The 24,554-nt window shown below is 70.3% G+C and carries 27 protein-coding genes and 1 riboswitch; of the genes, 18 read left to right on the top strand and 9 right to left on the bottom strand.

Annotation, left to right across the window (positions count from 1 at the left end):
* Nucleotides 1-54: 54 nt before the first annotated feature.
* The 3 genes from NM1_RS16140 to NM1_RS16130 are packed head-to-tail and all read left to right on the top strand — an operon-like array spanning nucleotide 55 to nucleotide 3,658.
* A complete protein-coding gene (locus NM1_RS16140) occupies nucleotides 55-471 on the top strand; it encodes a hypothetical protein (protein WP_068020329.1) in 417 nt (138 codons plus the stop codon).
* On the top strand, nucleotides 468-2,828 hold the full coding sequence (locus NM1_RS44450) for a WXG100 family type VII secretion target (protein ID WP_068020327.1): 2,361 nt from the start codon (nucleotides 468-470) through the stop codon (nucleotides 2,826-2,828). Before NM1_RS16140 ends, NM1_RS44450 begins: the two co-directional genes overlap by 4 nt.
* Nucleotides 2,828-3,658 (top strand): ESX secretion-associated protein EspG, encoded by an 831-nt coding sequence (locus tag NM1_RS16130; protein WP_068020326.1) that lies wholly within the window; start codon nucleotides 2,828-2,830, stop codon nucleotides 3,656-3,658. Before NM1_RS44450 ends, NM1_RS16130 begins: the two co-directional genes overlap by 1 nt.
* Before the next feature lie 25 nt (nucleotides 3,659-3,683).
* Here the strand turns inward: NM1_RS16130 and NM1_RS16125 are convergent, their stop codons facing one another.
* Nucleotides 3,684-4,328 carry a TetR/AcrR family transcriptional regulator gene (locus NM1_RS16125; RefSeq protein WP_068020324.1) on the bottom strand — a complete coding sequence of 215 codons (645 nt, stop codon included), beginning with the start codon at nucleotides 4,326-4,328 and terminating at the stop codon, nucleotides 3,684-3,686.
* Between the two features lie 141 nt (nucleotides 4,329-4,469).
* On the opposite strand from NM1_RS16125, the gene NM1_RS16120 reads away from it, so the two are divergent.
* Together NM1_RS16120 and NM1_RS16115 are read left to right on the top strand one after the other, a co-directional pair.
* Nucleotides 4,470-5,249 (top strand): SDR family oxidoreductase, encoded by a 780-nt coding sequence (locus tag NM1_RS16120; protein WP_068020317.1) that lies wholly within the window; start codon nucleotides 4,470-4,472, stop codon nucleotides 5,247-5,249.
* A 255-nt stretch (nucleotides 5,250-5,504) separates the two neighbouring features.
* The gene (locus tag NM1_RS16115) at nucleotides 5,505-6,434 is read left to right on the top strand and encodes a S1C family serine protease (RefSeq protein WP_068020449.1); all 930 of its coding nucleotides are present in this window, start codon (nucleotides 5,505-5,507) and stop codon (nucleotides 6,432-6,434) included.
* Nucleotides 6,435-6,446: 12 nt separating this feature from the next.
* Here NM1_RS16115 and NM1_RS16110 read toward each other — a convergent pair whose 3' ends face one another.
* A complete protein-coding gene (locus NM1_RS16110; RefSeq protein WP_068020315.1) occupies nucleotides 6,447-6,710 on the bottom strand; it encodes a helix-turn-helix domain-containing protein in 264 nt (87 codons plus the stop codon).
* Nucleotides 6,711-6,785: 75 nt separating this feature from the next.
* Here NM1_RS16110 and map point away from each other — a divergent pair, with 75 nt between their 5' ends.
* Nucleotides 6,786-7,553, top strand: coding sequence for a type I methionyl aminopeptidase (gene map / locus NM1_RS16105; protein ID WP_068020314.1), 768 nt, complete (start codon nucleotides 6,786-6,788; stop codon nucleotides 7,551-7,553).
* Between the two features lie 2 nt (nucleotides 7,554-7,555).
* Here the strand turns inward: map and NM1_RS16100 are convergent, their stop codons facing one another.
* Entirely contained in the window at nucleotides 7,556-8,251 is a 696-nt protein-coding gene (locus tag NM1_RS16100; protein ID WP_068020313.1) for a DUF8817 family protein, read from the bottom strand.
* A gap of 127 nt (nucleotides 8,252-8,378) precedes the next feature.
* Between NM1_RS16100 and NM1_RS16095 the strand changes: the two genes are divergently transcribed.
* Both NM1_RS16095 and NM1_RS16090 read left to right on the top strand, forming a co-directional pair.
* Nucleotides 8,379-8,933 carry a PadR family transcriptional regulator gene (locus NM1_RS16095; protein ID WP_246011341.1) on the top strand — a complete coding sequence of 185 codons (555 nt, stop codon included), beginning with the start codon at nucleotides 8,379-8,381 and terminating at the stop codon, nucleotides 8,931-8,933.
* Nucleotides 8,934-8,977: 44 nt separating this feature from the next.
* Nucleotides 8,978-9,361, top strand: a complete 384-nt coding sequence (locus NM1_RS16090; protein ID WP_084519686.1) for a PPOX class F420-dependent oxidoreductase — start codon at nucleotides 8,978-8,980, stop codon at nucleotides 9,359-9,361.
* Between the two features lie 15 nt (nucleotides 9,362-9,376).
* On the opposite strand, the gene NM1_RS16085 is transcribed toward NM1_RS16090, so the two are convergent.
* From NM1_RS16085 to cobN, 3 genes are all read right to left on the bottom strand, one after another.
* The gene (locus tag NM1_RS16085) at nucleotides 9,377-9,766 is read right to left on the bottom strand and encodes a PPOX class F420-dependent oxidoreductase (RefSeq protein ID WP_068020310.1); all 390 of its coding nucleotides are present in this window, start codon (nucleotides 9,764-9,766) and stop codon (nucleotides 9,377-9,379) included.
* Between the two features lie 94 nt (nucleotides 9,767-9,860).
* The gene (locus tag NM1_RS16080; RefSeq protein ID WP_068020309.1) at nucleotides 9,861-10,406 is read right to left on the bottom strand and encodes a DUF8020 domain-containing protein; all 546 of its coding nucleotides are present in this window, start codon (nucleotides 10,404-10,406) and stop codon (nucleotides 9,861-9,863) included.
* A 334-nt stretch (nucleotides 10,407-10,740) separates the two neighbouring features.
* Nucleotides 10,741-14,403 (bottom strand): cobaltochelatase subunit CobN, encoded by a 3,663-nt coding sequence (cobN, locus tag NM1_RS16075; protein ID WP_068020445.1) that lies wholly within the window; start codon nucleotides 14,401-14,403, stop codon nucleotides 10,741-10,743.
* A gap of 42 nt (nucleotides 14,404-14,445) precedes the next feature.
* Nucleotides 14,446-14,521, bottom strand: a riboswitch (adenosylcobalamin-variant (AdoCbl-variant) riboswitch).
* A 211-nt stretch (nucleotides 14,522-14,732) separates the two neighbouring features.
* Here cobN and NM1_RS16070 point away from each other — a divergent pair.
* From NM1_RS16070 to NM1_RS16050, 6 genes are all read left to right on the top strand, one after another.
* Nucleotides 14,733-14,981: a hypothetical protein gene (locus NM1_RS16070; RefSeq protein ID WP_147288977.1), complete on the top strand. Its 249-nt coding sequence runs from the start codon at nucleotides 14,733-14,735 to the stop codon at nucleotides 14,979-14,981.
* Nucleotides 14,982-14,985: 4 nt separating this feature from the next.
* Nucleotides 14,986-15,303 carry a hypothetical protein gene (locus tag NM1_RS16065; protein WP_147288976.1) on the top strand — a complete coding sequence of 106 codons (318 nt, stop codon included), beginning with the start codon at nucleotides 14,986-14,988 and terminating at the stop codon, nucleotides 15,301-15,303.
* Nucleotides 15,304-15,307: 4 nt separating this feature from the next.
* Complete coding sequence (locus tag NM1_RS16060; protein WP_068020301.1) at nucleotides 15,308-15,571, top strand: hypothetical protein; 264 nt, start codon at nucleotides 15,308-15,310, stop codon at nucleotides 15,569-15,571.
* A gap of 51 nt (nucleotides 15,572-15,622) precedes the next feature.
* The gene (locus NM1_RS42280; RefSeq protein ID WP_157123926.1) at nucleotides 15,623-15,829 is read left to right on the top strand and encodes a hypothetical protein; all 207 of its coding nucleotides are present in this window, start codon (nucleotides 15,623-15,625) and stop codon (nucleotides 15,827-15,829) included.
* A 12-nt stretch (nucleotides 15,830-15,841) separates the two neighbouring features.
* Nucleotides 15,842-17,089 carry a precorrin-3B synthase gene (cobG, locus tag NM1_RS16055; RefSeq protein WP_068020300.1) on the top strand — a complete coding sequence of 416 codons (1,248 nt, stop codon included), beginning with the start codon at nucleotides 15,842-15,844 and terminating at the stop codon, nucleotides 17,087-17,089.
* A gap of 106 nt (nucleotides 17,090-17,195) precedes the next feature.
* Nucleotides 17,196-17,732, top strand: coding sequence for a hypothetical protein (locus tag NM1_RS16050; RefSeq protein WP_147288974.1), 537 nt, complete (start codon nucleotides 17,196-17,198; stop codon nucleotides 17,730-17,732).
* A gap of 31 nt (nucleotides 17,733-17,763) precedes the next feature.
* Here NM1_RS16050 and ddaH read toward each other — a convergent pair whose 3' ends face one another.
* Nucleotides 17,764-18,642 (bottom strand): dimethylargininase, encoded by an 879-nt coding sequence (gene ddaH, locus NM1_RS16045; protein ID WP_246011312.1) that lies wholly within the window; start codon nucleotides 18,640-18,642, stop codon nucleotides 17,764-17,766.
* 131 nt (nucleotides 18,643-18,773) lie between these two features.
* Between ddaH and NM1_RS16040 the strand changes: the two genes are divergently transcribed.
* The 4 genes from NM1_RS16040 to NM1_RS16025 all read left to right on the top strand — a co-directional run bounded on the left by NM1_RS16040 (nucleotide 18,774) and on the right by NM1_RS16025 (nucleotide 22,481).
* The gene (locus NM1_RS16040; RefSeq protein WP_068020296.1) at nucleotides 18,774-19,211 is read left to right on the top strand and encodes an Lrp/AsnC family transcriptional regulator; all 438 of its coding nucleotides are present in this window, start codon (nucleotides 18,774-18,776) and stop codon (nucleotides 19,209-19,211) included.
* A gap of 68 nt (nucleotides 19,212-19,279) precedes the next feature.
* Nucleotides 19,280-19,915 (top strand): precorrin-8X methylmutase, encoded by a 636-nt coding sequence (locus NM1_RS16035; RefSeq protein WP_068020294.1) that lies wholly within the window; start codon nucleotides 19,280-19,282, stop codon nucleotides 19,913-19,915.
* Nucleotides 19,912-21,786, top strand: coding sequence for a precorrin-2 C(20)-methyltransferase (locus NM1_RS16030; RefSeq protein ID WP_068020291.1), 1,875 nt, complete (start codon nucleotides 19,912-19,914; stop codon nucleotides 21,784-21,786). The genes NM1_RS16035 and NM1_RS16030 overlap by 4 nt, the downstream gene beginning before the upstream one ends.
* Before the next feature lie 149 nt (nucleotides 21,787-21,935).
* Nucleotides 21,936-22,481, top strand: a complete 546-nt coding sequence (locus NM1_RS16025; protein WP_068020289.1) for a PadR family transcriptional regulator — start codon at nucleotides 21,936-21,938, stop codon at nucleotides 22,479-22,481.
* On the opposite strand, the gene NM1_RS16020 is transcribed toward NM1_RS16025, so the two are convergent.
* Both NM1_RS16020 and cbiE read right to left on the bottom strand, forming a co-directional pair.
* The gene (locus NM1_RS16020) at nucleotides 22,472-23,209 is read right to left on the bottom strand and encodes a cobalt-precorrin-6A reductase (RefSeq protein WP_068020435.1); all 738 of its coding nucleotides are present in this window, start codon (nucleotides 23,207-23,209) and stop codon (nucleotides 22,472-22,474) included. The genes NM1_RS16025 and NM1_RS16020 overlap by 10 nt on opposite strands.
* 106 nt (nucleotides 23,210-23,315) lie before the next feature.
* The coding region (cbiE, locus tag NM1_RS16015) for a precorrin-6y C5,15-methyltransferase (decarboxylating) subunit CbiE (RefSeq protein WP_255286194.1) at nucleotides 23,316-24,554 on the bottom strand (1,239 nt) is incomplete at its 5' end.

Raw genomic sequence — 24,554 nt, 5'->3', positions numbered from 1 at the left:
CGCCGGATGCGTCCAATCGATAACAGATACGCACGCAGTCGCAACGGGGGCAGCATGGTAGATGACAGTGGTCGGCAGCTCTTCGGCCCGCTGATCGAACAGGCCAAGACCGGCGGGGTGTCGCTACAGGTGGATCCGCAGGCATTCCTGGCGCTCGATCAGGCGATGGACAAGCGCAAGACCGACATTCGCACCATGCAGCAGTTGATGCAGCAGGTCGGCCGGCACGAGTCGTGGGGTGTCGGGGAGCAGTCCGCGGTGCTCACCTCGGCCCAGACGATCGTGCGGCGCTTCCGCGAGGCGGGCGCCGGCGGCCAGAGCAGTGCCTACGAGGCGCTGGAGGGGCACTGGCAGGTAGCCGACCAGATCCAGAGCCTGTTCCGCACGATCCGCGAGCGGCTGGAGCAGACCGACGCCGAGTTCGCCGATCGGATCCGCGCGCTCGCGCCGGGCACCGGGGGTGCGCAGTGACCTCCTACGCCTCCCCCGGAATCACCGATCCGGAGAATGTCGACTCCCTGACCCACCAGCAGATCTACGACGCGTTCCAGACCGTGGACGACCGCACCGCGCAGGTGGTCACGTCCTGGCAGCAGACCCGCGACCAGTGGCGCGACTCCACGACGGAGATGGTCCAGGCCGTCCGCACCGCGGTCGACGGCCGCTGGACGGGCGCGTCCGCCGACGCCGCGGTGCAGGCGCTGGTCGGCTACGGCACGCAGGCCGGGCAGCTGTCGGAGCTGTTCGACCAGGCCGGGCAGGCGGTCGCGAATACGGCGCTGGCCGCCGTGACGACCAAAGCCTATGTCCCCAAACCGGTTCCGGTCACGGCCGACCAGACGCAGGACCCCACCGGCTTCGATGGTCAGTCGCGCGCCGCCCAGCAGGCCCAGGACGACGCCCGCCAGGTGATGCAGCAGCGCTACCTCATCCCGATCCTCGACCAGGACGCGCGCATCCCGGTCTTTCCGCCCGCGATATCCCCGGCCTCCGACGTCGGCTCGGGTGGAAGTATCGAAACCCTGCTGGCGAGCGCCGGATTCTCGGGCACCGACATTCCGGCGACCCTCACCGCCGCGCTGTCCGATACGCCGCTCAACGGCAGTTCGCTCACGACGCCCGCCGGGTCCACGAGCAACTCGCTGTTCGGCGGGCTTCCCCTCACCAGCCGGTCCGAGACGGATCCTTCCTCCTCGGTCTACGGGGCGTCGACCTCCACAACCGGTACATCGACCACGAATTCGCTGTTCGGCGTGCCCCGCACCACCAGGCCGAGCAGCCTCACGCCGGCGGTCCCGACCGTCACCGGGACCGGCGACGACGACTCGCCGCGCCCGCGGCCCGATCGACCCAGTTCCGGCAACCCGGTGCCGACTCGACCCGATCCGTCGGCATCGTCGCCGACCGCCGAGACGAATCCCGTGCCCACCGTGCCGGATTCGCCGCGCCCGGTTCCGGAGATCTCGAAGGCCGTGCCCGACACTCACTTCGTGCCCGACACCACGCCCCAGGGCGAGGCCACCACATCGTCCGGCGCGCATTCCGCCACCACGAGCGGGACCGGAGCGACCGGCGGCACTCCGCCGTCGAATTCGCCCGCGCCGCCCGCGAATTCACCGGCGCCGAGTGCGCCCCCACCCGCATCGGTTCCGAGCGCACCGCCCGCTCCGGCGCCCGCCGCACCGGTTCCGAGCGCGCCGGTCCCGCCACCGGTTCCGGGTACGCCACTCCCAGCACCGCACCCACCGATTCCGGCCGCACCGGTCGTACCGCCACCAGGTATCGGCGGGCTCTCGCCGGTTCCGGCCGCACCACCTGCCGTGCCGCCACCAGGTGCCGGTGGACTCGCACCCGGTCCAGGAACACCGGCGCCCGCCGCACCGGCTCCGAGCACACCGGCCCCCGGCGCGTCGAATCCGGCAACCCCAACCCCGAGCCCCACCGCGCCCCTGCTCAAGCCCGCGCCCTCCGTACCGCCCGGGCCCGTTCCGCAAGCACCCGCGCCGACACCGAACCCTCCTGCCCCGCCTCCCATGCCGAGCGCACCGGCGCCGCGGGCACCGATGTTCGTCCCGCCCGCGCCGAACCCGGTCCCGCCCGACCTGACACCCTTCACCACCGCGGGCGGCACCGCCATCGGCGCCGCGGCCGCCGACGCCCTCGCCGATACACCCGACACACCGGCCCCACGCCCCCGAGTGCGCATGCGGTACCAGGGCGACTCGGACCGCCGGGGCATGAGATTCGACCAGCATCACGAATCCCGCACCGACACAGACGAATCGGACCTGAGCGAGAATCCGGACGCCATTGTGGGCGGCCCGCCCGATAGCAACGCCGAACTCGAGGGCCACACCGTCGAGAATCCGGATGGCATCGAGCACGGCCTGACCGGTGGCGCCGCCCGGTCCCATACCGGACTCGCCGAATCTCGTAGCGGCGAGAGCCCGTTCCTCACCGGCACTATCGGCCCGGCGGAGGCCGCACCGTCACATGTCGGCCACCACGAATCCACCACCGGCGCCCACGGTTTCGACACCACCGCGCCGGACAGCGGCGCACCTGAACCGCCACATGGCGAGAGTCCGTCACCCATCGGCGGCGAGGTCCGAACCGGTGTCGCCGGATCCTACGCCGATGGCGGAACGCAGACCACGGCCGAGCCCCGTCCGGCCGCCGGTTCCGCGAGCGCACCGTCCGGAACCGAAGCCACGGACCCGGTGCACGACGCCCCCGAAACCGCCTCGGACACAACCGGTTCCCGGCCCGACACTCCCGCGCCCGGCCCGGACCGGTACCGAAACGTCCCGCCCGTGATAGGTGCATAATGGCGTCCTGGTCGTTCGACGAAGAGCAATTCGCGGCCCTGTGGTACGGGCCCGCGAACGACCGCATGCTGTACCCCCTGCACTATCTGTCCCAGTTCGGTCACGTCAACGAACGCGACCGCCACTGGGCTCAGATCCGGCAGGAATACTCCGAACAGGGCCGCCTGAGATGGAACGAGGCGGACCTGTTGCGCCGGGCCTTCACGGTGCTGACCGATCCGGAGGTCTGGGCCGAGATCCACGGGGTGTCGGAACAGGCGGGGCCGATCCGGGTCGCCGCCGCCCGGCACGACCGGCATGCCGCCCTCGCCATGCAGTTCACGCGGCGGTCGCGGATCGAGGTGTCGATCACGGCCGCCGACCGGCTGCCCGACCGGCTCGCGATGCTGCTGCCGGAGCAGTCCCCCGGCACCCGGCCCGCCGAGGCGTTCGCGGCCGCCGACCTGTATCCCGAACGGCAGCCGATCCTCCGCTACACCGGCGAATCCACACCGCTGCAGCGATATCGCCGCCTGGTGCGCCGGCCCGCCGCCGGTGCCGGGGTGATCACGGTGTTTCGCGGTCCGCGCCGCCAGGGCCACCGGTCGCCCCGCAAGGTCGGCACGATGCGCTGGTACGACATCGACGACGACGGCCGCTACATGGAGACCGGCAGCCGCACCCTCACCGTCCGCCCCGTCGACTCCGCCTCGGTCCGCGGCGCGATCACCCGCCTGCTCGACCACGCCCTCCTCGAATACCGCGAGTACGTAGAGGATCTGGGCGAATTAGCCCATCAACGGGTCGTGGACGCCCCACCCAACCCGGCGGCGCCGCACATCCGCCCCTAGCGGCAACCCCAACCGGCGGCGGGACTCAGTCGTTGGTGGACGGCCCTCGTCTGGTCGCGGCGTACCGGGCGGCGATGGTTCGGACGGCCTCGTCGACTACCTGAGCGACGCGTTCGGCGCTCACCTCCCAGCCCGGCACCAGGAGTGTCGGCCAGAAGACGTAGTTGGAGATCATGCCCAGGAACTGGGTGGCCGCGAGATCCGCGTCCTCGATCCGCACCGTTCCCGCCTCGTGCTCGGCCAGGAGGTAGCTGCGTACGGTCTCGAAGTAGGGCATCTTCCCGTGCGAGAACTGCGCATGGGCCAGCTCGGGGAACCGCGGCAGTTCGGCGATGACGATCCTGAACAGGTCGGCCATCTGGGGGCGCCTCAACAGCTCGGCGTAACGGCGGCCGATGATGCCGAGCCCGTCGACGACATTGCCCGCCGGCGGAGGGTCCTGCTCGTCGGCGGTCGACCAGGACTCGGTCACGATGGCGTCGAACAGGGCGGCTTTGCTCGGAAACTGCTTGAACAGGGTGGCCCGGGAAACGCCCGAGCACTCCGCGATCCGCGCCAGTGACGTCCGGTCGTAGCCCAACTCGAGGAACAGTGCGGTCGCGGCCGTCACGATCAGCGCGCGCTTCTCCTGGGCGACGCGCTGGTGGTACGTCGTAGCGACCCTGCTCATGGGCCGAGTATATGAGGTGAGTGGCTTGACTCACCACTGCCACCGATCTACCGTCGGAACAGTGGTGAGTCGCCCGACTCACCACTGGCCGCCGTTCATCACCGATCCCGGTCATGCACCCATATACCGAAGGAACATCCGATGCCTCGCTTCGACAACCAGACAGTGCTCGTGACCGGCGGAGCCGGTGGTCAGGGCTCGAGCCACGTGCGCGCCTTTCACGCGGCGGGAGCGAACGTGGTGATCGGCGGCCTCGACACCGAACGCGGCGCCGCCCTCGCCGACGAACTCGGACCCCGCGCTCGCTTCACCCGCCTGGACGTCACCGACGAAAAGTCGTGGTCCGCCGCCGTACTGGCCACCGAGAACGCCTTCGGTGCCCTCAACGTGCTCGTGAACAACGCGGGCGTGCAGAACCCGCCCGCAACGATCGAAACCACGGACCAGGCCACCTGGTCGCGCATCCTCGACATCAACCTCACCGGGACCTTCCTCGGCATCAAGGCCGCGGCCCCCGCCCTGCGCCGCGCGGCAGGGGGAGCCATCGTCAATATCGCCTCGACCATGGGCCTGGGCGGCACTGCGCACTACGCGCCGTACGTCGCCAGCAAGTGGGCCGTCCGAGGACTCACCCGAACCGCGGCACTCGAACTCGGCCGAGACCACATCCGGGTGAACACCATCCACCCCGGCGTGATCGCGACCCCCTTCATCCACGAACCAGCGGTCGGCGCCACCGCGGCGATCGCCGACTTCTACTCACCCGAGCCGTTCGCCATCCCCCGGCTCGGAGAACCCGCCGACGTCACCCAGCTGCTGCTGTTCCTGACCTCATCGGACGCCTCGTTCATCACGGGGTCGGAATACGTCATCGACGGCGGACTCCTCCTCGGCCCCGCCCTCCGAGCCGAGGCCACATGAGCACTCCGGGACACGACCGATCGAACGCCTCCGCGTCGACATCACGGCGATTGCGCTGGGGGCGAACATTATCGGTGCTCCGGCTATTGCGGGCGCATGCTGGAGGCAGCGTTGTAATCATGTAAGCGGGTGATCGCCGTGGACGACGAACTGATCGCGCGACTCGGGAACGGGGGCGCCGAATCGGCGGATTCGGGTGCCGGGCAGGCCGAGCCGGAGGCCGACCGCGAGGTGCGGCGCGGGACCGACGACCTCTTGGGCGTCCCCGCGGACTCCGGCGCCCTCGACGCGTATTCGAGGACCGTGATCGCCGTCGCGCGGGCGGTCACGCCCCACGTCGCGAGCGTGCAGAGCCGGCGCGGCGGCGGGTCGGCGGTGATCTTCACCGACGACGGATTCCTGCTGACCAACGCGCACGTGGTCGGATCGGCACGCTCGGGAACCGTCGTCTTCGCCGACGGCAGCGAGGCCCGGTTCGATGTGGTCGGCGTCGACCCGCTGTCGGATCTCGCCGTACTGCGCTCGCGGGGCGGCGCGCCGCAGGCCGCGACGCTCGGCGACGCCGACGGGCTGGTCGTGGGCCAGCTGGTGGTGGCGGTGGGCAGCCCCCTCGGGCTGGCCGGATCGGTGACCGCGGGCGTGGTGAGCGCGCTGGGCCGCTCCGTACCGGTCGGCACCCGCCGCACGGCGCGGGTGATCGAGGACGTCATCCAGACCGATGCCGCGCTCAATCCCGGCAATTCCGGTGGGGCACTGTCGGATTCGGCCGGGCGGGTGGTCGGCGTGAACACCGCGGTCGCCGGAATCGGCGTGGGACTGGCGATCCCGATCAACGCCACCTCGCGCCGCATCATCAGCACCCTGCTGGCCGACGGGCGGGTGCGCCGCGCCTACCTCGGCGTCGTCGGCGTGCCCGCGCCACTGCCCGCCGCCGTCGCCGCCCGGACCGGCCGCCCCGCCGCCCTGCGCATCGTCGAGGTCGTGCGGGACGGCCCCGCCGAACGGGCCGGACTGCGGCGCGGCGACCTGATCCTGAGCGTGAACCGCGCGGAAATCCGTGACGCCCAAGGCATTCAACGCCACCTGTTCGCCGACGCCATCGGCCGCTCGCTACCGGTCACGGTGCTCCGCAACGGCGCCATGGTCGACGTCCTGGCCGTCCCCATCGAACTCACCACCGACTGATCCGGGCTTTCGTCAGGCCGACCGGGTCAGGGTCGCCGACTGCCAGATATCGGCCAGTTCCTGGAGGGGGACGTCCAGTGCGCGGCTCAGCCCGACCACGGTGCCGAAGGCGGGGCTGGGCAGGCGGCCCGATTCGATCTTGCGCAGCGTCTCCGGCGAGATGCCCGCATCGCGCGCCACCACCGCCAGATCCCGCTCGCCCCGCGCGGCACGCAGGTGGGTGCCGAGGCGGCGACCGGCCTCGACCTGGGCCGGCGTGAGGGGTAGTCGAACCATGCGGTCACACTACGACTGGTATACAAATACCGCAACTGCTACGGTCGGTATTAAAATACCAACAGGAGGTAGCACGTGGTCGAGTTGAAGACGCCCGCCGAGATCGAGCGGATGCGCGTCACCGGGCAGTTCGTCGCCGAGGTCCTGGGCGAACTGCGGGAGCGCGCCCAGGTGGGCGTGAATCTGCTGGATCTGGAACTGCATGTCCGCCAACGGATTCGCGAACGTGGCGCCGTCTCCTGCTACTGGGACTACGCGCCCTCGTTCGGCCGTGGCCCGTTCCGCAACACCGTCTGCCTGTCGGTGAACGACGCCGTCCTACACGGCCTGCCGTTCGACTACGCGCTGCGCGACGGCGACGTGCTCACCGCGGACCTCGCCGTCGGCATCGACGGCTGGGTGGCCGACTCGGCGACCACGGTCATCGTCGGTACGGCCGACGAGCAGGACCGCCGCCTGGTGCGCGCGACCGAGGAGGCGCTGGCCGCGGCCATCGCGGCGGCCGTGCCGGACAACCGCATCGGCGATATCTCCGCGGCCATCGCCGCCGTCGCGCACTCCTACGGCTATCCGATCAACACCGAATTCGGCGGCCACGGCCTGGGCCGCACCATGCACGAGGATCCGCACGTGTCCAACGACGGCAGGCCCGGCCGCGGCCTGAAGCTGCGGCCGGGCCTGACCATCGCCCTCGAGCCGTGGTTCGCCCGCACCACCGACCGCATCGTCGTCGATCCGGACGGCTGGACGCTGCGCTCGGCCGACGGCTCCCGCACCGCACATTCCGAGCACACCGTCGCGGTCACCGAGGACGGCCCGAAGGTCCTGACCCTGGCCGCGTGAACTCAGGTCTCCACGACGCCCGGGTATTCGTGGGCGATGAGGTCGCGATCCTCCTGCGACAACTCCAGTGCCGCGAGCTCCGCCCGCCGCTTCGCGGCGTGCTCCGAATCGCCTGCCGCCGCATGCATTTCGGCGAGCATCGCCAGCGCGCGCCCGCGCTCGAGCGGGGACGCGAGTAGCGCGAACCGGCGCAGGCCGACCTCGAGCACCTTCACCGCCTTGGCCTCGTCGGTCTTGAAGTCCCGCAGAATCCGCGCGTTGTCGAGCACCCGCGCTAGCCCGGGCAGATCCCGGGAACCGCCGTATTCGAAATCGGGTTCATCCTGCTCGATGTAGATGATCGAATTTCCGGCCGGGTCGACGACCGTGAAGCGCGACTGACCGGGCCGGAAGCGGGTGATGCGCGGCGCCCCGCGGCCCGGAACCCGGCCGTAGCGCTCGCGCAGCCCCGCACTGAACTCCTTGTGCCAGCGTTCGGCGTCATCGATCAGCACCAGACAGCCCACGTGGGCCTCCTCGGCACTGCCCGCGCCCTTGGGCGTGGGACCGAAATGCACCTGGTATCCGTCGCGTACCACCACGGCGTAGGCGTAGGGCCGGGTCTGCTCGTCGGTCACCGTGTAGCCGAGCGCCCGGTAGAAGTCGAGCGTGACCGGAAGGTCGCCGCTCCACAACAGAGGGATCGAGGTGGCGCCCATAGCGTCCACTCCTTCGCGTCACCTGGTAATCAAATTTGACTAGCCCAGCGTAGGGCGATTGGACCGCGGAAGTCAAATTTGAATAGCATGGTGTCCGACCCCCGCGAAAGGAGTGCCTTTGTCCGCCGTGCGACTGCTCGTACTCGGAGTGATCCGGAGGCATCAGCCGACCTATGGGTACGCGGTGCGGCAGGAGTTGCTGTCGTGGCGGGCCGAAACGTGGACCAATGTGAAACCGGGGTCGATCTATCACGCGCTCAAGCAGCTCACCGCCGAGGACAAGCTCCGCGCGGTGCGCACCGAGGACAGCAGCCAGGGCCCCGGGCGCACGCTGTTCGAACTGACGGCAGCGGGCGAGCAGGAGTTCTTCGAACGCCTGGAGGCCGCGCTCGCCAGCGTCGATATGGAGGAGCACGGCGCCGGAATCGCGTTTATGCAGGCCCTGCCGCGCGCACGGGTGATCGAACTGCTGACCGCGCAGCGCCGCTACGCCACCGAGATCCGCGACGATCTGCTGGCCATGGTGCCCGAATTCCCCGGCCGCTACGACGCGCCCCACTCCCCCGACCTGCTCGAGCTGTGGAGCGGTGTCTTCGACAACTTCTCCGGCTGGACGGGGCGGCTGCTGACCCGCCTCGAGGGCGGTGAATACCACATGGCCGACGACGGCCCGCGGACCTGACGATCGCGCTGTGCATCGGCGGCGCCCGCAGTTAGGCTGCGACGGTGGACAACCCCTTCGGCCCCGCCGGCACCGCGAATTACGTTATGCTGACCACGTTTCGCAAGAACGGCAGCCCGGTGGCCACCCCGGTCTGGGCGGCACTCGACGACGGCAAGCTCTACGTGTGGACGGTGACCGACAGCTGGAAGGTCAAGCGGATCCGCCGCGATCCCGCCGTGACCCTGCAACCGTGCAACGCCACCGGAAAGCCGCGCGGCGCGGTGATCGACGGCACCGCACGCGTTCTCGACGCCGCGGGCAGCGAGCGGGTACGCGGCCTGATCAAGCGCAAGTACTCGGTGCAGGGCTGGCTGATCGTCACCGGCAGCGTGCTGCGGCGCGGGCGGCAGGGCACCGTCGGCATCGAGATCGCCGCCGGGCGCTGATCCCGCGCGGGCGGACTACTCGGCCGGGTTCGCGCGGGTGATCGCCAGACCGACCGAACCGTCCTTGCCCCGGAACAGCTTGTGCGCCCGGATGAGGAGCGTGCCGATCATCCCGTACTTGCGTCCGACCAGGCCCCGCACCCGTTCGGTGCCCGCGGCATCGAGCACCTCGGCGGTGCCGGACAGCGTCTCCCCGCCCGCCGTGCGCCCGCGGTTGTCGCACTCCTGCAGCGTGACCGCCGGATTGCGCCGGATCCGCTTGACCTTCCAGGTCTTCGGATTCGTCCACACCACGATGCGGTCCCCGTCCGGCGCCACCCACACGGGCGTGCCGACCGCGGTGCCGTCCTTCTTGTAGGTCGTCAATCGCGCGTACTTCGTCTGTGCCAACTCGTCCCAGGTCATAGGTGAACCGTATAAGGCTGCGCCCCGGGACACATCGGTCCCGAGGCGCATATCGCCGATACGCCGCGTGACGTAGCTCAGGCGGCGTGTCCCGTCACGGCTGGTTCGCTCCGATCGCACCGCCGATCAGACCACCGACGATGCAGCCCAGGATCGCGCCGACGCCGAAGAACCAGATGCCGATCACGATACCGATCACACAGCCGAGCGCCGCACCGCCGGCGATCTGGCCCGGGCTCCCGATATTCTTCAGCGCCTCCGTCTGCGGCGTCGGTGCGCTGATATCGGCCGCGTTCTCCGGCCGCACGGTCAATGTCGTTGCGCTGCCGTCGAGTTCGGCGGCGACGCGTTTCACCTGACCGGCGGCCTCGTATACCAGCGGTACCGTGGCGACCGGTGCGCCGTTCGGTGCGAACACCGCCACGGCATCCGCGCCCGGGGCCATCTCGAACCTACCGGCCGCCAGCGTCGTGCTGACCGCGGACCGGTCCTCGGCCAATGTCGTGGTGTAGGCCACGCCCTGATCGGCGCCGCTGAACGACGGCCCGGCCACGGCGCCCTGACCGTTCGCGGTGACACCCGTGATTCCCAGCGCGGCGGCGGACAGAACAGCTGTGGCAGCGAATTTGGCTATTCTCATGATCAATCCCTGTGCCTGGAGAATCCATTCGCAAACGGCCGCACGATATTCCGAGCAAGATCATAGAACTCGCCCGCCCTGCGAATCGGATTCGTGGTCGAATTGTTCTTCGGGATAACGTTTTCCACCGTCCGGCGCTTGTCCGGACGGTCGTCGCGACATTTCTTATGCTGCTCTTACCGGCTGCTCAGACCAAGCCCCAGGTTTTATGGGGCATCGGCACCGATTGTCCGCTGCGAAATCGTTACCGCACAGTCGAATTGATCGTGATCCCCGCGTAATCCGGACACGATGTGAATTGGTTGTCCGGATTCGCGCGGGATCGCCGATCTCGCTACTCCAGCTCGCCCTCGGTCTCCAAATACACCTGGCGCAGCCGTTCGAGGGTCTCCGGTTCCGGATGCTCCCACAGCTTGCGGTCGGCGGCCTCCAGCAGCCGTTCGGCGATGCCGTGCAGCGCCCACGGATTCGACTGCTCCATGAACTTGCGGTTCACATCGTCGAATACGTAACTCTCCGAGAGCTTTTCATACATCCAGTCGGCGACCACATTGGTGGTGGCGTCGTAGCCGAACAGGTAGTCGACGGTGGCCGCCATCTCGAACGCGCCCTTGTAGCCGTGCCGCCGCATCGCCTCGAGCCAGCGCGGATTCACCACGCGCGCGCGGAACACGCGGGTGGTCTCCTCCGACAGCGTGCGGGTGCGCACGGCATCGGGCCGGGTGCTGTCGCCGATGTAGGCCTCCGGGTTGCTGCCGGTCAGCGCCCGGACCGCCGCGACCATGCCGCCGTGGTACTGGAAGTAGTCGTCGGAGTCGGCGATATCGTGCTCGCGGGTGTCGGTGTTCTTCGCCGCCACCGCGATTCGCCGGTAGGCCGTGCGCATATCGTCGGCCGCGGGGGCGCCGTCGAGGTCGCGGCCGTAGGCGAAGCCGCCCCACGCCGTGTACACCTGCGCCAGGTCGTCGTCGGTGCGCCAGCTCTTGGAGTCGATCAGTTGCAGCAGGCCCGCGCCGTAGGTACCCGGCTTGGAACCGAAGATCCGGGTCGTCGCGCGACGCCGGTCGCCGTGCCCGGCCAGGTCCGACTCGGCATGTGCCCGCACGTTATTGGACTCGTCCGGCTCGTCCAGCTCCGCCACCATGCGCACGGCATCGTCCAGCAGCGCCAGCACGTGCGGGAACGCGTCGCGGAAGAATCCGGAGATGCGCACCGTGACGTCGATACGCGGGCGGCCCAGTTCGTCGAGCGAGATCGGCTCCAGCGTCGTCACGCGGCGGCTCGCCTCGTCCCACACGGGACGAACCCCCAGCAGCGCAAGCACTTCGGCGATATCGTCGCCGGAGGTCCGCATGGCCGAGGTGCCCCACACCGACAGCCCCACCGAGCGCGGATAGTCGCCGTGGTCGGCCAGATACCGCTGCAGCAGCGACTCCGCCATGGCCTGACCGGTTTCCCAGGCCAGCCGCGACGGCACCGCCTTCGGATCGACGGAGTAGAAGTTGCGGCCCGTGGGCAGCACGTTGATCAGCCCGCGCAGCGGCGAACCGCTCGGCCCGGCCGGAATGAAACCGCCGTCCAGCGCGTGCAGGATCCGCTCGATCTCCACCCCGGTCTGCCGCAGCCGCGGAACGACTTCGGTTGCCGCGAAACGCAATACGGCACGCAGCGTGTCGATCCGATCGGCCGGGAGAACGATGGCGGCGCCTGCCGCCCGGTCGGCAGGCTCTCCGATCGACGCACCGGGGTCACCCGTCGTCACGTACCGGTCGACCACCTCGTCGACGGCGTCGACGGCCCAGTCCGCGGCCTGCAGCGCGGCCAGCAGCGTCCGGGCGCGTGTCTCGACCGCGTCCACCCGCTCCCGTGATTCGTCCCCGGATTCGCTGAGCCCCAGGGCTTCTCGCAGCCCGGGGACGGCGTGCTCGCCGCCCCACAGCTGCCGGGCGCGCAGCATGGCCAGCACCAGATCCAGCTCACCCTCCCCCACCGGCGCCTGGCCCAGTACATGCAGGCCGTCGCGGATCTGGACATCCTTGATCTCACACAGCCAGCCGTCGACGTGCAGCAGCATGTCGTCGAAGACATCCTCGTCCGGTCGCTCCTCGAGGCCCAGGTCGTGGTCCATCTTCGCGGCCCGCATCAGCGTCCAGATCTGCTGCCGGATGGCGGGCAGCTTCGCCGGATCGAGCGCGGAGATATTGGCGTGCTCGTCGAGCAGCTGCTCCAGACGCGAGATGTCGCCGTAGGTTTCGGCGCGCGCCATCGGCGGGATCAGGTGGTCGACCAGGGTCGCGTGCGCGCGCCGCTTGGCCTGCGTACCCTCGCCCGGGTCGTTGACCAGGAACGGGTAGATCAACGGCAGGTCGCCGAGCGCCGCGTCGGTGGCGCAGGCGGCCGACATTCCGAGGGTCTTACCGGGCAGCCACTCCAGATTGCCGTGCTTGCCCAGATGCACCATGGCGTCGGCCGCGAAACCGTCGGGCGCCGAAATCCACCGGTAGGCCGCCAGATAGTGGTGGCTCGGGGGCAGATCGGGGTCGTGGTAGATGGCCACCGGGTTCTCGCCGAATCCGCGCGGCGGCTGCACCATCAGCACCACATTGCCGAAACGCAGTGCGGCGATGACGATCTCACCGGCCGGGTCGGCGGAGCGATCGACATACAGCTCACCCGGTGGCGGCCCCCACGCCTCGATCACCGCCGTGACCAGTTCCTCGGGCAGCGTCTCGAACCATTCCGTGTACCGAGCCGCGCCGATGCGAATCGGGTTGCCCTCCAGCTGTTCCGCGGTCAGCCAGTCCGGGTCCTGGCCACCGGCGGCGATGAGCGCGTGGATCAGCGCGTCGCCGTCGCGCTCGTCCAGTCCGGGGATTTCGCCCGGGGCGCCGAGATCGTAACCGGCCGAACGCATCTCGGTGAGCAGCCGAATGGCGCTGGCCGGGGTGTCCAGGCCGACGGCATTGCCGATGCGCGCATGCTTGGTGGGATAGGCGGACAGCATCAGCGCGATGCGCCGCTGTGCCGTGGGCAGGTGCCGCAGCCGCGCGTGCCGCACCGCGAGGCCCGCCACCCGCGCCGCGCGCTCCGGATCCGGAACGTAGGCCGACAGGCCGTCGGCGTCGAACTCCTTGAACGAGAACGGCACCGTGATGATGCGTCCGTCGAATTCCGGCACCGCGACCTGGGTGGCCACGTCCAGCGGCGACAGCCCGTCGTCGTTGGCCTCCCACTGCGCCCGGCCGCTGGTCAGGCACAAGCCCTGCAGGATCGGCACATCCAGATCGGCCAGCGCGCCGATGTCCCAGGCCTCGTCGTCGCCACCCGCCGACGCGGTCGCCGGTTTGGTGCCACCGGCCGCGAGGACGGTCACCACGAGCGCGTCGGCGCCGCGCAGGGTTTCGATCAGTTCCGGCTCCGCCGTGCGCAGCGAGGCGCAGTAGAGCGGCAGCGGCAGCGCGCCGGCGTCCTCGATCGCGGTGCACAGCGCGTCGACGTAGGCGGTGTTCCCGGCCAGGTGCTGGGCCCGGTAATACAGCACGGCCACGCGCGGGCCGTCCACCTCGCGCGCGTCCCGCTCCAGCTCACCCCAGTTGGGCAACTGCACGGGCGGCTCGAAGCCGTGCCCGGTGAGCAGCACCGTATCGGACAGGAAGTTGTGCAGCTGGCGCAGATTCACCGGGCCGCCCGCGGCCAGGTAGTTGTGCGCGTCGGCCGCGACGCCGCCGGGCACCGTGGAGCATTCCATCAGTTCGGCGTCGGGCGCCATCTCACCGCCGAGGGCCACCACCGGAATTCCGCTGCCGCGCAGCGTATCGAGCCCTTCCTCCCACGCGCGGCGGCCCCCGAGGATGCGGACCACCACCAGGTCGGCGCCCTCCAGCACGCCCGGCAGATCGTCGGGCAGCAGCCGGGCGGGGTTGGCCAGCCGGTAGTCGGCGCCGCTGGCGCGGGCGGACAGCAGGTCGGTATCGGAGGTGGACAGCAGCAGAATCACGGTTCGGCCTTCCTCGGGTGACGCGCCCATCAGGGAGTTGGCGCTCGCCAGGAGGGTCTGACTGTCACAGTGGCGCGACCGCACCGGAATTGCACCGGTTTCCTCGTGCTGCGCGAGCCCCCGGATGCTACCGCGCTGGTTGTCCGCCACCCGCACCCCGGCCCGCGCCCGGATCCGGTGTCCGCCGTCGGGAACTATGCATCGAACTGACAACGACCTGCTGTTTCACCATTTTCCCGTCCGGCACAGCGGCGTACGCTCGGAATATGCCGAACTCCCCAGGATGGGCCAGGCGGAATCGCTTCGCCGCCTGGTCAGGAATTGTTTGCATGATGGTTGCCGTTGCGTTGCTGGCTATGGCGCTGGCGGCAGCTGCCGGAAACCGCAGCGATCTGTTGCTGATCGCCGCGGGCGTGTGTGCGGCGGTCGCGATCTTCGGTCTGCTCGTCTTCCAGACGACCAACCGCCGCGATCGCGCCGACCACCACGAACGGCCACATCTGTTGGACGACAGCTACGTTCCGATCCCGCCGTGGAAGGGCCATACCCGCGGCGAGGCCGACGAGAGAGGACGCTGATCGTATGCCGGCAACCCCGAGCTGGGTCCGACGTAATCGCTTCGTCGCCTGGTTGAGCTACTTCGGCGTACTGCTGACCTTCGCGACGCTCGCCATGGCGCTGACCGCCGCGGGCAGCGGCCACCAGGGCTGGGCGCTGCTGTCCGGCGGTATCTGCGCCGCGACGGTGATCATCGGGCTCACCCTGTACGGCACCACGGTGCACCGCGATCATGCCGATCAGCACGCGGTGCCAAGTCTGCTCAATGATTGCTGGGAACACACCCCTGGCTTCGCCCACCGTCGGAGTTCCACCGCGCGGGCGACCGGATCGGAGGGCTGAGCCCGTGTCCACCGCACCGCACCACACCGGACCGGCGCCGAGGTGGGTCAAGCGCAATCGGTTCGCGGCCTGGGCCGGGTACTTCTGCCTGCTGCTGGCCTTCGCCTCGCTCGGGATCGGCCTCACCTCGGCCGGGCGCGCCGACGACGGCTGGGCGATCCTGTGGGGCGTGGTCTTCCTGATCGCCGTCGGCCTGGGCATCGGGATCGTGGGCACCACCGTGCACCGCGACCACGTCGAGGGACACAAGCCGCCACACCTGCTCTGAACCCGGCCCGACGACAGCACAGCCCACGGCAGAAGATAAGCGGCCCGACAGATGCGACCCCGCCTGTGCCGCCTGCTGCCCACTACCCCGCTACACGCTGCCCGCTGCCCGCTGGCTGGTGCCCGCTGGCTGGTGCCCGCTGCCCGGTGGCCGGTGCCCGCTGCCCGCTGCCCGCTGCCCGCTGCCCGCTGGCCGGTGGCGGATTCGGAGAGCTGGCTGGTGCGCCGCGGCGGTTCCGAGTCGCGGGGCGAATCGTAGGCTGAGGGCATCATGACTCGCTCCGCGCCCGATTCCTGCCCTGGCGTCCTGCGGCTGCATCAGGCCGCCGACGGGCCGTTGACGCGCATCCGGCTGCCCGGCGGTGCGCTGCGACCCGACCAGCTGCGGGCCCTCGCCGCGGCGGCCCGCGAGCTCGGTAACGGCGATATCGAACTCACCTCGCGCGGCAATGTGCAACTGCGGCAGATGCACGACGCCGACGCCCTGGCGGCCCGGCTCGATGCCGTCGGCCTGCTGCCCAGCCCGACGCACGAGCGGGTGCGCAATATCGTCGCCTCGCCGCTGTCGGGCCGGGTGGGCGGCTGGACCGATGTGCACGCCCTGGTCCCGGCGCTGGATGAGCGGCTGCGGTCGGCTCCGGGGCTGGCGGAGCTGCCGGGCCGGGTGCTGTTCACCCTCGACGACGGGCGCGGGGATGTCAGCGGCCTCGGCGGCGACATCGGTGTGCACGCCGTCGGAGACGACGACTACGCCCTGGTCCTGGGCGGCCGCGATACCGGTATTCGGTTGCCGGGCACGGAGGTTCTCGATGTGCTGATCGCGACGGCACACGCGTTCCAGGAGCTGCGCGGTGACCGGTGGCGCCTGCACGAGATCGAGGACGGGCCCGCCCGGGTCGCCGCGCGGCTCGGCCTCGACGCCGCCGCCGAGCCGCTGGAATTCGGTGCGGTCCACGATATTCCGATCGGCTGGCTGACCCAGTCCGACGGCCGGGTGGCGCTGGGCGCGGGCGTCCCGCTGGGCAGCCTCCCGGCGCGGACCGCCGAATTCGTTGCCGCCATCGAACATCCGATACTGGTGACGCCGTGGCGCAGCCTGGTCGTCGCTGATCTCGGCGAGTCGCCCGCCGAGCAGGTGGTGCGCGTGCTCGCGCCGATGGGGCTGATCTTCGACGCGCACTCACCGTGGCTGCTGGTCACCGCGTGCGCGGGAAAACCCGGATGCGCCAAGTCCCGCACCGATGTTCGCGCGGATGCCGCCGCAGCGGTGGGCGCGGGACGGGTCACGACCGCCGGTGCTCCCGAGCCTCGGTCTCCGGACAGCGAACCGCCCGGTTCGAACAACGTCGACGCCACCGGCGCGCGCACCGGACTCGAGGCCGTCGATATCGAGGTAGCGGGCCGCCAGCACTGGTCGGGCTGTGACCGCCGCTGCGGCCGCCCCCGCGGCGCACTCACCGATATCGTCGCCGAGCCGGACGGCTACCGCGTCACCCCGCCGCACCACGAAAAGCCCTGACGGTCGCCGTCGTTCGCTTTCGCGGCATCCGCGCCGCAGTACAGCGCGACCGATATCACGACCTGACCACCTTTGCGCGCTCCCGCCGGTGCCGCACCATGGATCGATGGTCAGCTTCACCACGGATGCCATAGATTTCGCGGACTATCCCTTCCCCGGCGCCAGTGTGCATCCCGGTGGGCCTGTCACCCTCGACCGGATCCGCGATGTCGATTGGAGGGCCTGGCCACCGGAAATCCGGACGGTCGACGGCGAAACCCTGTTCATCCCCGCCGAATTCGAGTCCGAGCTCGCATCGTTCTGTCGCCGCAACAGCATCGACCGCGTCGCCCGGCCCGATATCTGGGCGGATCTGCTGGAGCCGTTCCTCGACACCTGGTTCGATCCCGAGGACCAGCAGCGGACCCTGCGTCGGCTGTCCGATGCCGGGTTGTCCGCGGCCGAGATCACCGCCATCCGTGAGCGCGTCACGCCGGTGATGACCGCCTACAACGTCGTGGTCTGGGAATGGGTGCATCTGGGCCTGTGGAGTCTGCTCCACGCGGCGACCGGCCCCATCGTCGCGGCGGAGTTGCGGGCGGGCCTCGGCGATCCGGCAGCGTTCTACGCGTGGGCCATGGAGGTCGCCGACCAACATCGGTGAATGCCTGTCGGAGACACCGGAATCCGGGTGGTCAACCGGCCGCCGCCTCCGCCCTCGCCGCTCGCTCCGCATGCAGTTCCAGCGTGCAGCACTTGACGCTGCCACCGGCCTTCAGCAATTCCGAGAGGTCGATACCGATCGGTTCGTAACCGCGGGCGCGCAGCTGGTCGGCCAGCGCCGTGGCGCGGTCGCTGAGGAATACGCGGTGACCGTCGCAGACACCGTTGAGACCGAGCACGTGCGCGTCGGCCGCGGTGGCCACGATCGCGTCCGGGTACAGCCGCGCCAGCACCCGCGCGCTCGCCGCGTCGAAGGCCCGCGGGTAGTAGGCGATGGTGCCGTCGAGCACCATCAGGGCGGTGTCGAGATGGTAGAAGTGCGGATCGACCAGGCGCAGCGATACGACCGGCAGGTCGAAGAACGCCTCCACCTCCCGATGCGCCGCCCGGGAACTGCGGAACCCGGTCCCGGCCAGCACCCGTTCGCCGACCACCGCGAAATCGCCCTCGCCCTCGTTGATTTCGCTGGCCGCAGCGACCCGGGACAGCCCCTGTTCGCTCAGCCAGCGGTGATACGCCGGGCCCTCCCCGACCCGCTCCGCATTCGCGAACCGTGCCGACAAGGCCCTGTCGCCGATCACCAGTCCGCCGTTGGCGGCGAACACCATATCGGGCAGATCCGGCTCCCCCGCGATCACGTCGACGCGGTGACCGCACCGCTCGAACGCCGCGCGCAGCGTCTCCCACTGCGCGAGGGCGTGGGCGCGATCCACCGGGGCGGCGAGGTCCATCCACGGATTGATCGCGTAGCGCACGTCGAAATGGTCGGGGCGGCACATCAGGTATCGGCGGGGTGTGGCGCGGCGGGCGTCGGCGGGTTCGGGCGCGTGCAGGGCGGTGACGGAGGTCAACGGGACTCCTCGGGGTCGGCGATCACGCGACGTTGAAACGACGATAAGGGGCGTACTGTTGCGCTCGGAATATCGATTCGTTGCGTGCAATGAGTCTTTCTCGGCGAATCATTGCGCAGAGAGGAGCGGAAGTGGACGAGCTCGACCGCCGCATACTCGCCCACCTGCTGCGGCAGGCCCGCGCCTCGTTCCAGGACATCGGCGCGGAGGTCGGACTGTCGGCCCCGGCCGTGAAGCGCCGGGTCGACAAGATGGTCGCCGGTGGTCAGATCACCGGATTCACCGCACTGGTCAACCCCGCGGCGCTGGGCTGGAAGACGGAGGCCTACGTCGAGGTCTACTACCGCGACAACATCTCCCCTGCCGAACTGCGCCGCAGCCTGGAACCGATTCCCCAGGTCGTCGGGGTGTGGACGATCGCGGGCGAGGCCGATGCGCTGGTGCACGTGATGGCGACCGATATGGCCGAGATCGAGTCGACCGTCGAGCGGATCCGGGAGAACGCCCGCGTCGGGCGCACCCGCAGCAGCATCGTGATGTCGCGGCTGCTCGAGCGGCCGCGCACCTGATCGCGCGCGGGCCGATGCGGCCAGGGCGGCGCACGGGGGTGTGCGGGCCGCCGCTTAGGGTGGATGCCATGTCCGACGTACGCACCAGCTACCTCACCGACGGGCCCGAGATCTATCGGCGCTCGTTCGCGACCATCCGCGCCGAGGCCGAATTGGACCGGTTCCCGGCCGATGTCGCGCAGGTGGTGGTGCGCATGATCCACGCGTGCGGGCAGGTCGATCTCGCCGCCGACGTGGACAACAGCCCCGATGTGATCGCGAAGGCGCGCGCCGCGTTGCGCGGTGGGGCGCCGATCCTCTGCGACGCCACCATGGTGGCCGCGGGCGTGACCCGCCGCAGGCTCCCCGCCGACAACGACGTGCTGTGCCTGCTGGCCGACCCCCGGGTGCCGGAGCTGGCGCAGTCCATGGGGAACACGAGATCGGCTGCGGCACTCGAACTTTGGCGCGACCGCCTGGACGGTGCGGTGGTCGCAGTCGGCAATGCCCCCACCGCGCTGTTCCATCTGCTCGACATGCTAGACGCGGGCGCGCCCCGGCCCGCCGCGGTACTCGGGATTCCGGTCGGATTCGTCGGCGCCGCCGAATCCAAGCAGGCGCTCGCCGAATACGGCGGCGTCGAGTATCTGACGGTGCACGGGCGGCGCGGTGGCAGCGCCATCACCGCGGCGGCACTGAATGCGATTGCGAGCGAACAGGAATGATCGATTCTGGTGCGGCCGCGACTCGGCGCGGGAAGCTGTGGGGCATCGGGCTCGGCCCCGGCGATCCGGAACTGGTGACCGTCAAGGCCGCGCGGCTGATCGGCGCGGCCGATGTGATCGCCTTCCACAGCGCCCGGCACGGCCGCAGCATCTCCCGCGGCATCGCCGCCCCGTACATGCGGCCGGGACAGCGGGAGGAGCACCTGGTCTATCCGGTCACCACCGAGACCACCGAGCATCCGGGCGGATATCAGGGAGCCATCGACGAGTTCTACGAGCGGGCGGCCGCCACGCTCGCCGAGCATCTGGAGGCGGGGCGCACGGTGGCCCTGCTGGCCGCCGGTGACCCCCTGTTCTACAGCTCCTACATGCATATGCACCGTCGGCTGGCCGACCGCTTCGAGGCCGAGATCGTCCCCGGCATCACCTCGGTCAGCGCCGCCGCGGCCGCGCTGGGCACCCCGCTGGTCGAGGGCGAGCAGGTGCTCACCGTGCTGCCCGGCACCATGCCCGCCGACCAGCTGGCGCGTCGGCTCGCCGACACCGACGCGGCCGCCGTCATGAAGCTGGGACGCACCTATCCCGATGTGCGCCGGGCACTTTCGGATTCCGGCCGCCTCGACGACGCCTATTACGTCGAACGGGCCAGCACCGGCCGCCAGCGCGTACTGCGCGCCGCCGACGTCGACGACAACGAGGTGCCGTACTTCGCCATCACCGTGGTGCCCGGCCCGGAGCCGACCACCGACATCCCGCTGACCCGCGGCGGCGAGGACAACCTCCGCGCCGGAGCGACCACGAGTGCACCTGCCCACTCGTTGTCCGAGTCGGCGGCGGCCCGCACCGGAACACGGACCTCCACACCGGTCGCCACGAACCAGGTATCCGATGGGCCGCAAGGGGTTCCGGCCGTCGCTCCCTCCGGACGGCAACCGGAAGCACGCACGCCGCGGCAGGACCTGCGCCCCCCGCACCCCGCAGCCACGGTGGGCCGCGCCCCATCCGGTCCTACGGTGCAGTCATTCGACTCGGCACCGGCCACTGACGACGGGTTCGACCACAACAAGGTCGCGACGGAGTCCGCGGACGGTGAAACCGATGCGCCGCAAGCATTTTCCGGTGCGACCGGCGAAGTCGTGGTCGTGGGGCTGGGGCCGGGCGCGCCCGACTGGACCACTCCGGAGGTGAATCGGGCGCTGGCGGCGGCTACCGATATCGTCGGCTACTCCACCTACATCGACCGGGTGCCGATCACGCCCGGGCAGCGGCGGCATGCCAGCGACAACCGGGTGGAGTCCGAGCGGGCCGCCATGGCACTGGATCTCGCCCGGCGCGGCGGACGGGTGGTCGTCGTGTCCTCCGGGGATCCCGGCGTGTTCGCCATGGCCGCGGCGGTCGTCGAGGAGTCGGCGGATCCGCAGTGGCGCGATGTGGGGGTTCGGGTGCTGCCGGGCATGACGGCGGCGAGCGCGGTCGCCTCCCGCGTCGGCGCGCCTCTCGGCCACGACTTCGCGATGATCTCGCTGTCGGATCGGCTCAAGCCGTGGGAGGTGGTGGCGCAGCGGCTGGCGGCGGTGGCCGCGGCCGATATGGCCGTCGCCGTGTACAATCCGGCGTCCTCGCAGCGCACCTGGCAGGTGGCCGCCATGCGCGATTTGATGCTCGAGCACCGCAAGCCGGACACCCCGGTCGTCCTCGGCCGCGACGTCGGCGGGCCCACCGAGTCGGTCCGCGTGACCACGCTCGCCGACCTCGACCCCGCCGCCGTCGACATGCGCACGCTGCTCATCATCGGCGCGTCGACCACGACGGCGTTCGACACCCCCACCGGCATCCGCGTGTACACCTCGCGGCGCTATGCCACGCGGTGAACGCCGGCCGAGCTACCAGGCGCCCACGGCACGGATTCCGGGCCCCTCGCGGCGGGTACACACACTGACTGTGCGCGGGAGTCCTGCCTTCGGGCGTACCCACCGCTAATATTCCAATGTAGAGGGTTAATGTGTGGGAAGGGGCAGGTGTGGCCGAGGGCTCATCGAAGCGGGGGTTGAACTCGACCGCGGCGTCGCTGCTGGGGTTTCTGCACGAGGGGCCGATGTCGGGGTGGGATCTGGTGAATCTCGCGCAGGATCGGATCGGGGATTTCTGGACGATCACGCAGAGCCAGGTGTATCGGGAACTCGGGACGATGGATAAGGCCGGGCTGGTGCGCAAGGGCGAGACGGGGGCGCGGGAGCGGACGCCGTACCACCTCACCGACGCCGGCCGGGATGCCTTCGCCGATTGGATCGCCCGCGATCCGGGGGCCGAGACCATCCGGGTGCCGCTGCTGCTGACGTTGTCGTTCGGGGAATTCGTGGAACCCGAGCGACTCGACCGGATCATCGCCGCCAACCGGGAGATCCACGAGCAGCGCCTGGCCGGATATCTCGACAGCCGAGGCGACGAGCGGTCCCGCGGCGAGCGAGCCACGCTCGATTTCGGAATCCGCTACGAGCGCGCGGTCCTGGAGTGGTTCGATCTGCTGCCCGAGTTGCTGGACCGCCCGGTCGCCGATCACGCCTGAGCGCGCAGCCAATCCCATGCCGCCCCGGCGGTTTCCACCGTCCGCGCACCCGCGGGCAGCGGGGGCCGATCCACCATCACCACCGGCAGGCGCAGGTCTCGGGCGGCGGTCAGCTTGGCCGCGGTCAGCTCGCCCCCGCTGTCCTTGGTGACCAGCACGTCGATCCCGCGACCGGTCAGCAGGCGCGTCTCGTCCGCGACGGTGAAAGGCCCTCGGGCCAGCAGTAATTCGTGGTCCGGCGGCAGTTGCCCGGACGGTGGGTCGATGGCGCGGATCAGGAACCACCGCTCGGTGAGATGCGCGAACGCGCCCACGCCCTGGCGTCCGATCGTCAGAAATACCCGAGTCCCGGTGCGCGCCACCGTTTCCGCGGCGGCCGCCAGGTCGGGCACGCGCATCCATCGGTCGCCCGGCTCCTCCCGCCAACCGGGGCGGCGCAGGTGCACCACCGGTATCCCGAGACTCGCACCCGCTGACGCCGCATGCTCGGTCATGGTCCCGGCGAACGGATGGGTGGCGTCCACGACGGCCTGGATGTCGTTGTCCGACAGCCAGGTCCGCAGGCCGTCGGTTCCTCCGAAACCCCCGACGCGCACAGCGCCCGCGGGCAGTACGGGCGCACGAACTCGTCCGGCGAGCGACGACACGATCTCGAAACCTGGCTCGCCGGTGGCGGTCTCAGCGAGCTCCCTGGCTTCCCCGGTGCCGCCGAGAATCAGGGCTTTCAGGACCCCTGCCCGCTCGAATGCACCGCACCGGCGTCGGTCGGCGCGGAGACGTCCGTGACCGCGGGGAGCACGGACTCGGCCGCGGCGGCGGCGCACTTCGTGTACTTCATTTATCTCCCCGATCAGGAACGATTTTGGTGACCGACCACTGGGTGACCGGCAGCTGTGGCCGCCACGTGGTGAAACCGCCCAGCGGTTCGGCGCGATAGACCTGAAATTTTCGCAGCGCGCCCCCGTGCTCGGCAGCCCACCCCAGCAGTAGCGCCTCCGATTCCGCCGTCACCGCGTTCGCGACCAGCCTGCCACCGGATCGCAATCGGGCCCAACAGGTTTCGAATACACCGGGGTGGGTCAGTCCGCCGCCCAGGAAGACGGCGTCGGGATCGGCGAGATCGCCCTCGCGCAGTGCGGCGGGCACTTCGCCCCGGATATCGATGCCGGGCACCCCCAATGTCGTTGCGTTCTCGGCGATCTGCTGTCGCCGCGACTCGGCTCGCTCGAAGCCGACGGCGCGGCAGGAGGGATGCGTGCGGCACCATTCGATGGCGATGGTGCCCGAACCGCCGCCGACGTCCCACAGTAGTTCGCCCGGCGACGGGGCGAGGGCCGCGAGGGCCAGCGTCCGCACCTCCGCCTTCGTGAGCTGGCCGTCGCCGCCGTACTCCCCGTCGGCCAGCCCGGGCATCCGGGTCAGCCGCGAGGTGCCCGGATCGGCGACGCATTCGAGAGCGACGATGTTCAGCGGGTCCCCGGGCGGTTCGGCCCACGTCCCGGCGGTTCCGGAGACCGCCCGCTCACCCGGCCCGCCCAGTTGTTCCAGCACCGTCAGGGTGGATCCACCGAAGCCGTTGCGCGCCAGCAGCTCCGCGAGCCGCGCCGGGGACGACTCGTCGGGCGCTAGCACCAGGACCCGGCGGCCGTCCACCAGCTCCGGCAGCACCGTCTGCAGTCGCCGCCCCACCACGCTGACCACGGGGGTTTCCGCGACGGGCCAGCCCAGTCGCGCACAGGCCAGCGTCGCCGACGACGGCTGCGGCAGCACCCGAAGTGCCTGCGGTCCCACCAGTTTCGCGAGTGTCACCCCGATCCCGTAGAACATGGGATCCCCGCTGGCGAGCACGCACACCCGCGAACCGCGATGCGCCGCAAGCAGTTCCGGCAGTGCGGGCAGTAGCGGCGACGGCCACGCCCGTCGCCGGGGCTGGCTCACCTCTTCCGGCACCAGTGCCAGCTGCCGCGCCGAACCCAAGATCACCTCCGCGTCCGCGATCGCGCTGCGGCTCAGTTCTCCGAGCCCGCCCCAGCCGTCGGCCCCGATACCGACGACCGCGACAGGAGTCTCGGT

The organism is Nocardia mexicana NBRC 108244 (genome assembly GCF_001613165.1).
GTDB lineage: Bacteria > Actinomycetota > Actinomycetes > Mycobacteriales > Mycobacteriaceae > Nocardia > Nocardia mexicana.
Note: the sequence above shows the minus strand (reverse complement) of the source record. Positions and strands in the feature narration are given on the sequence as shown.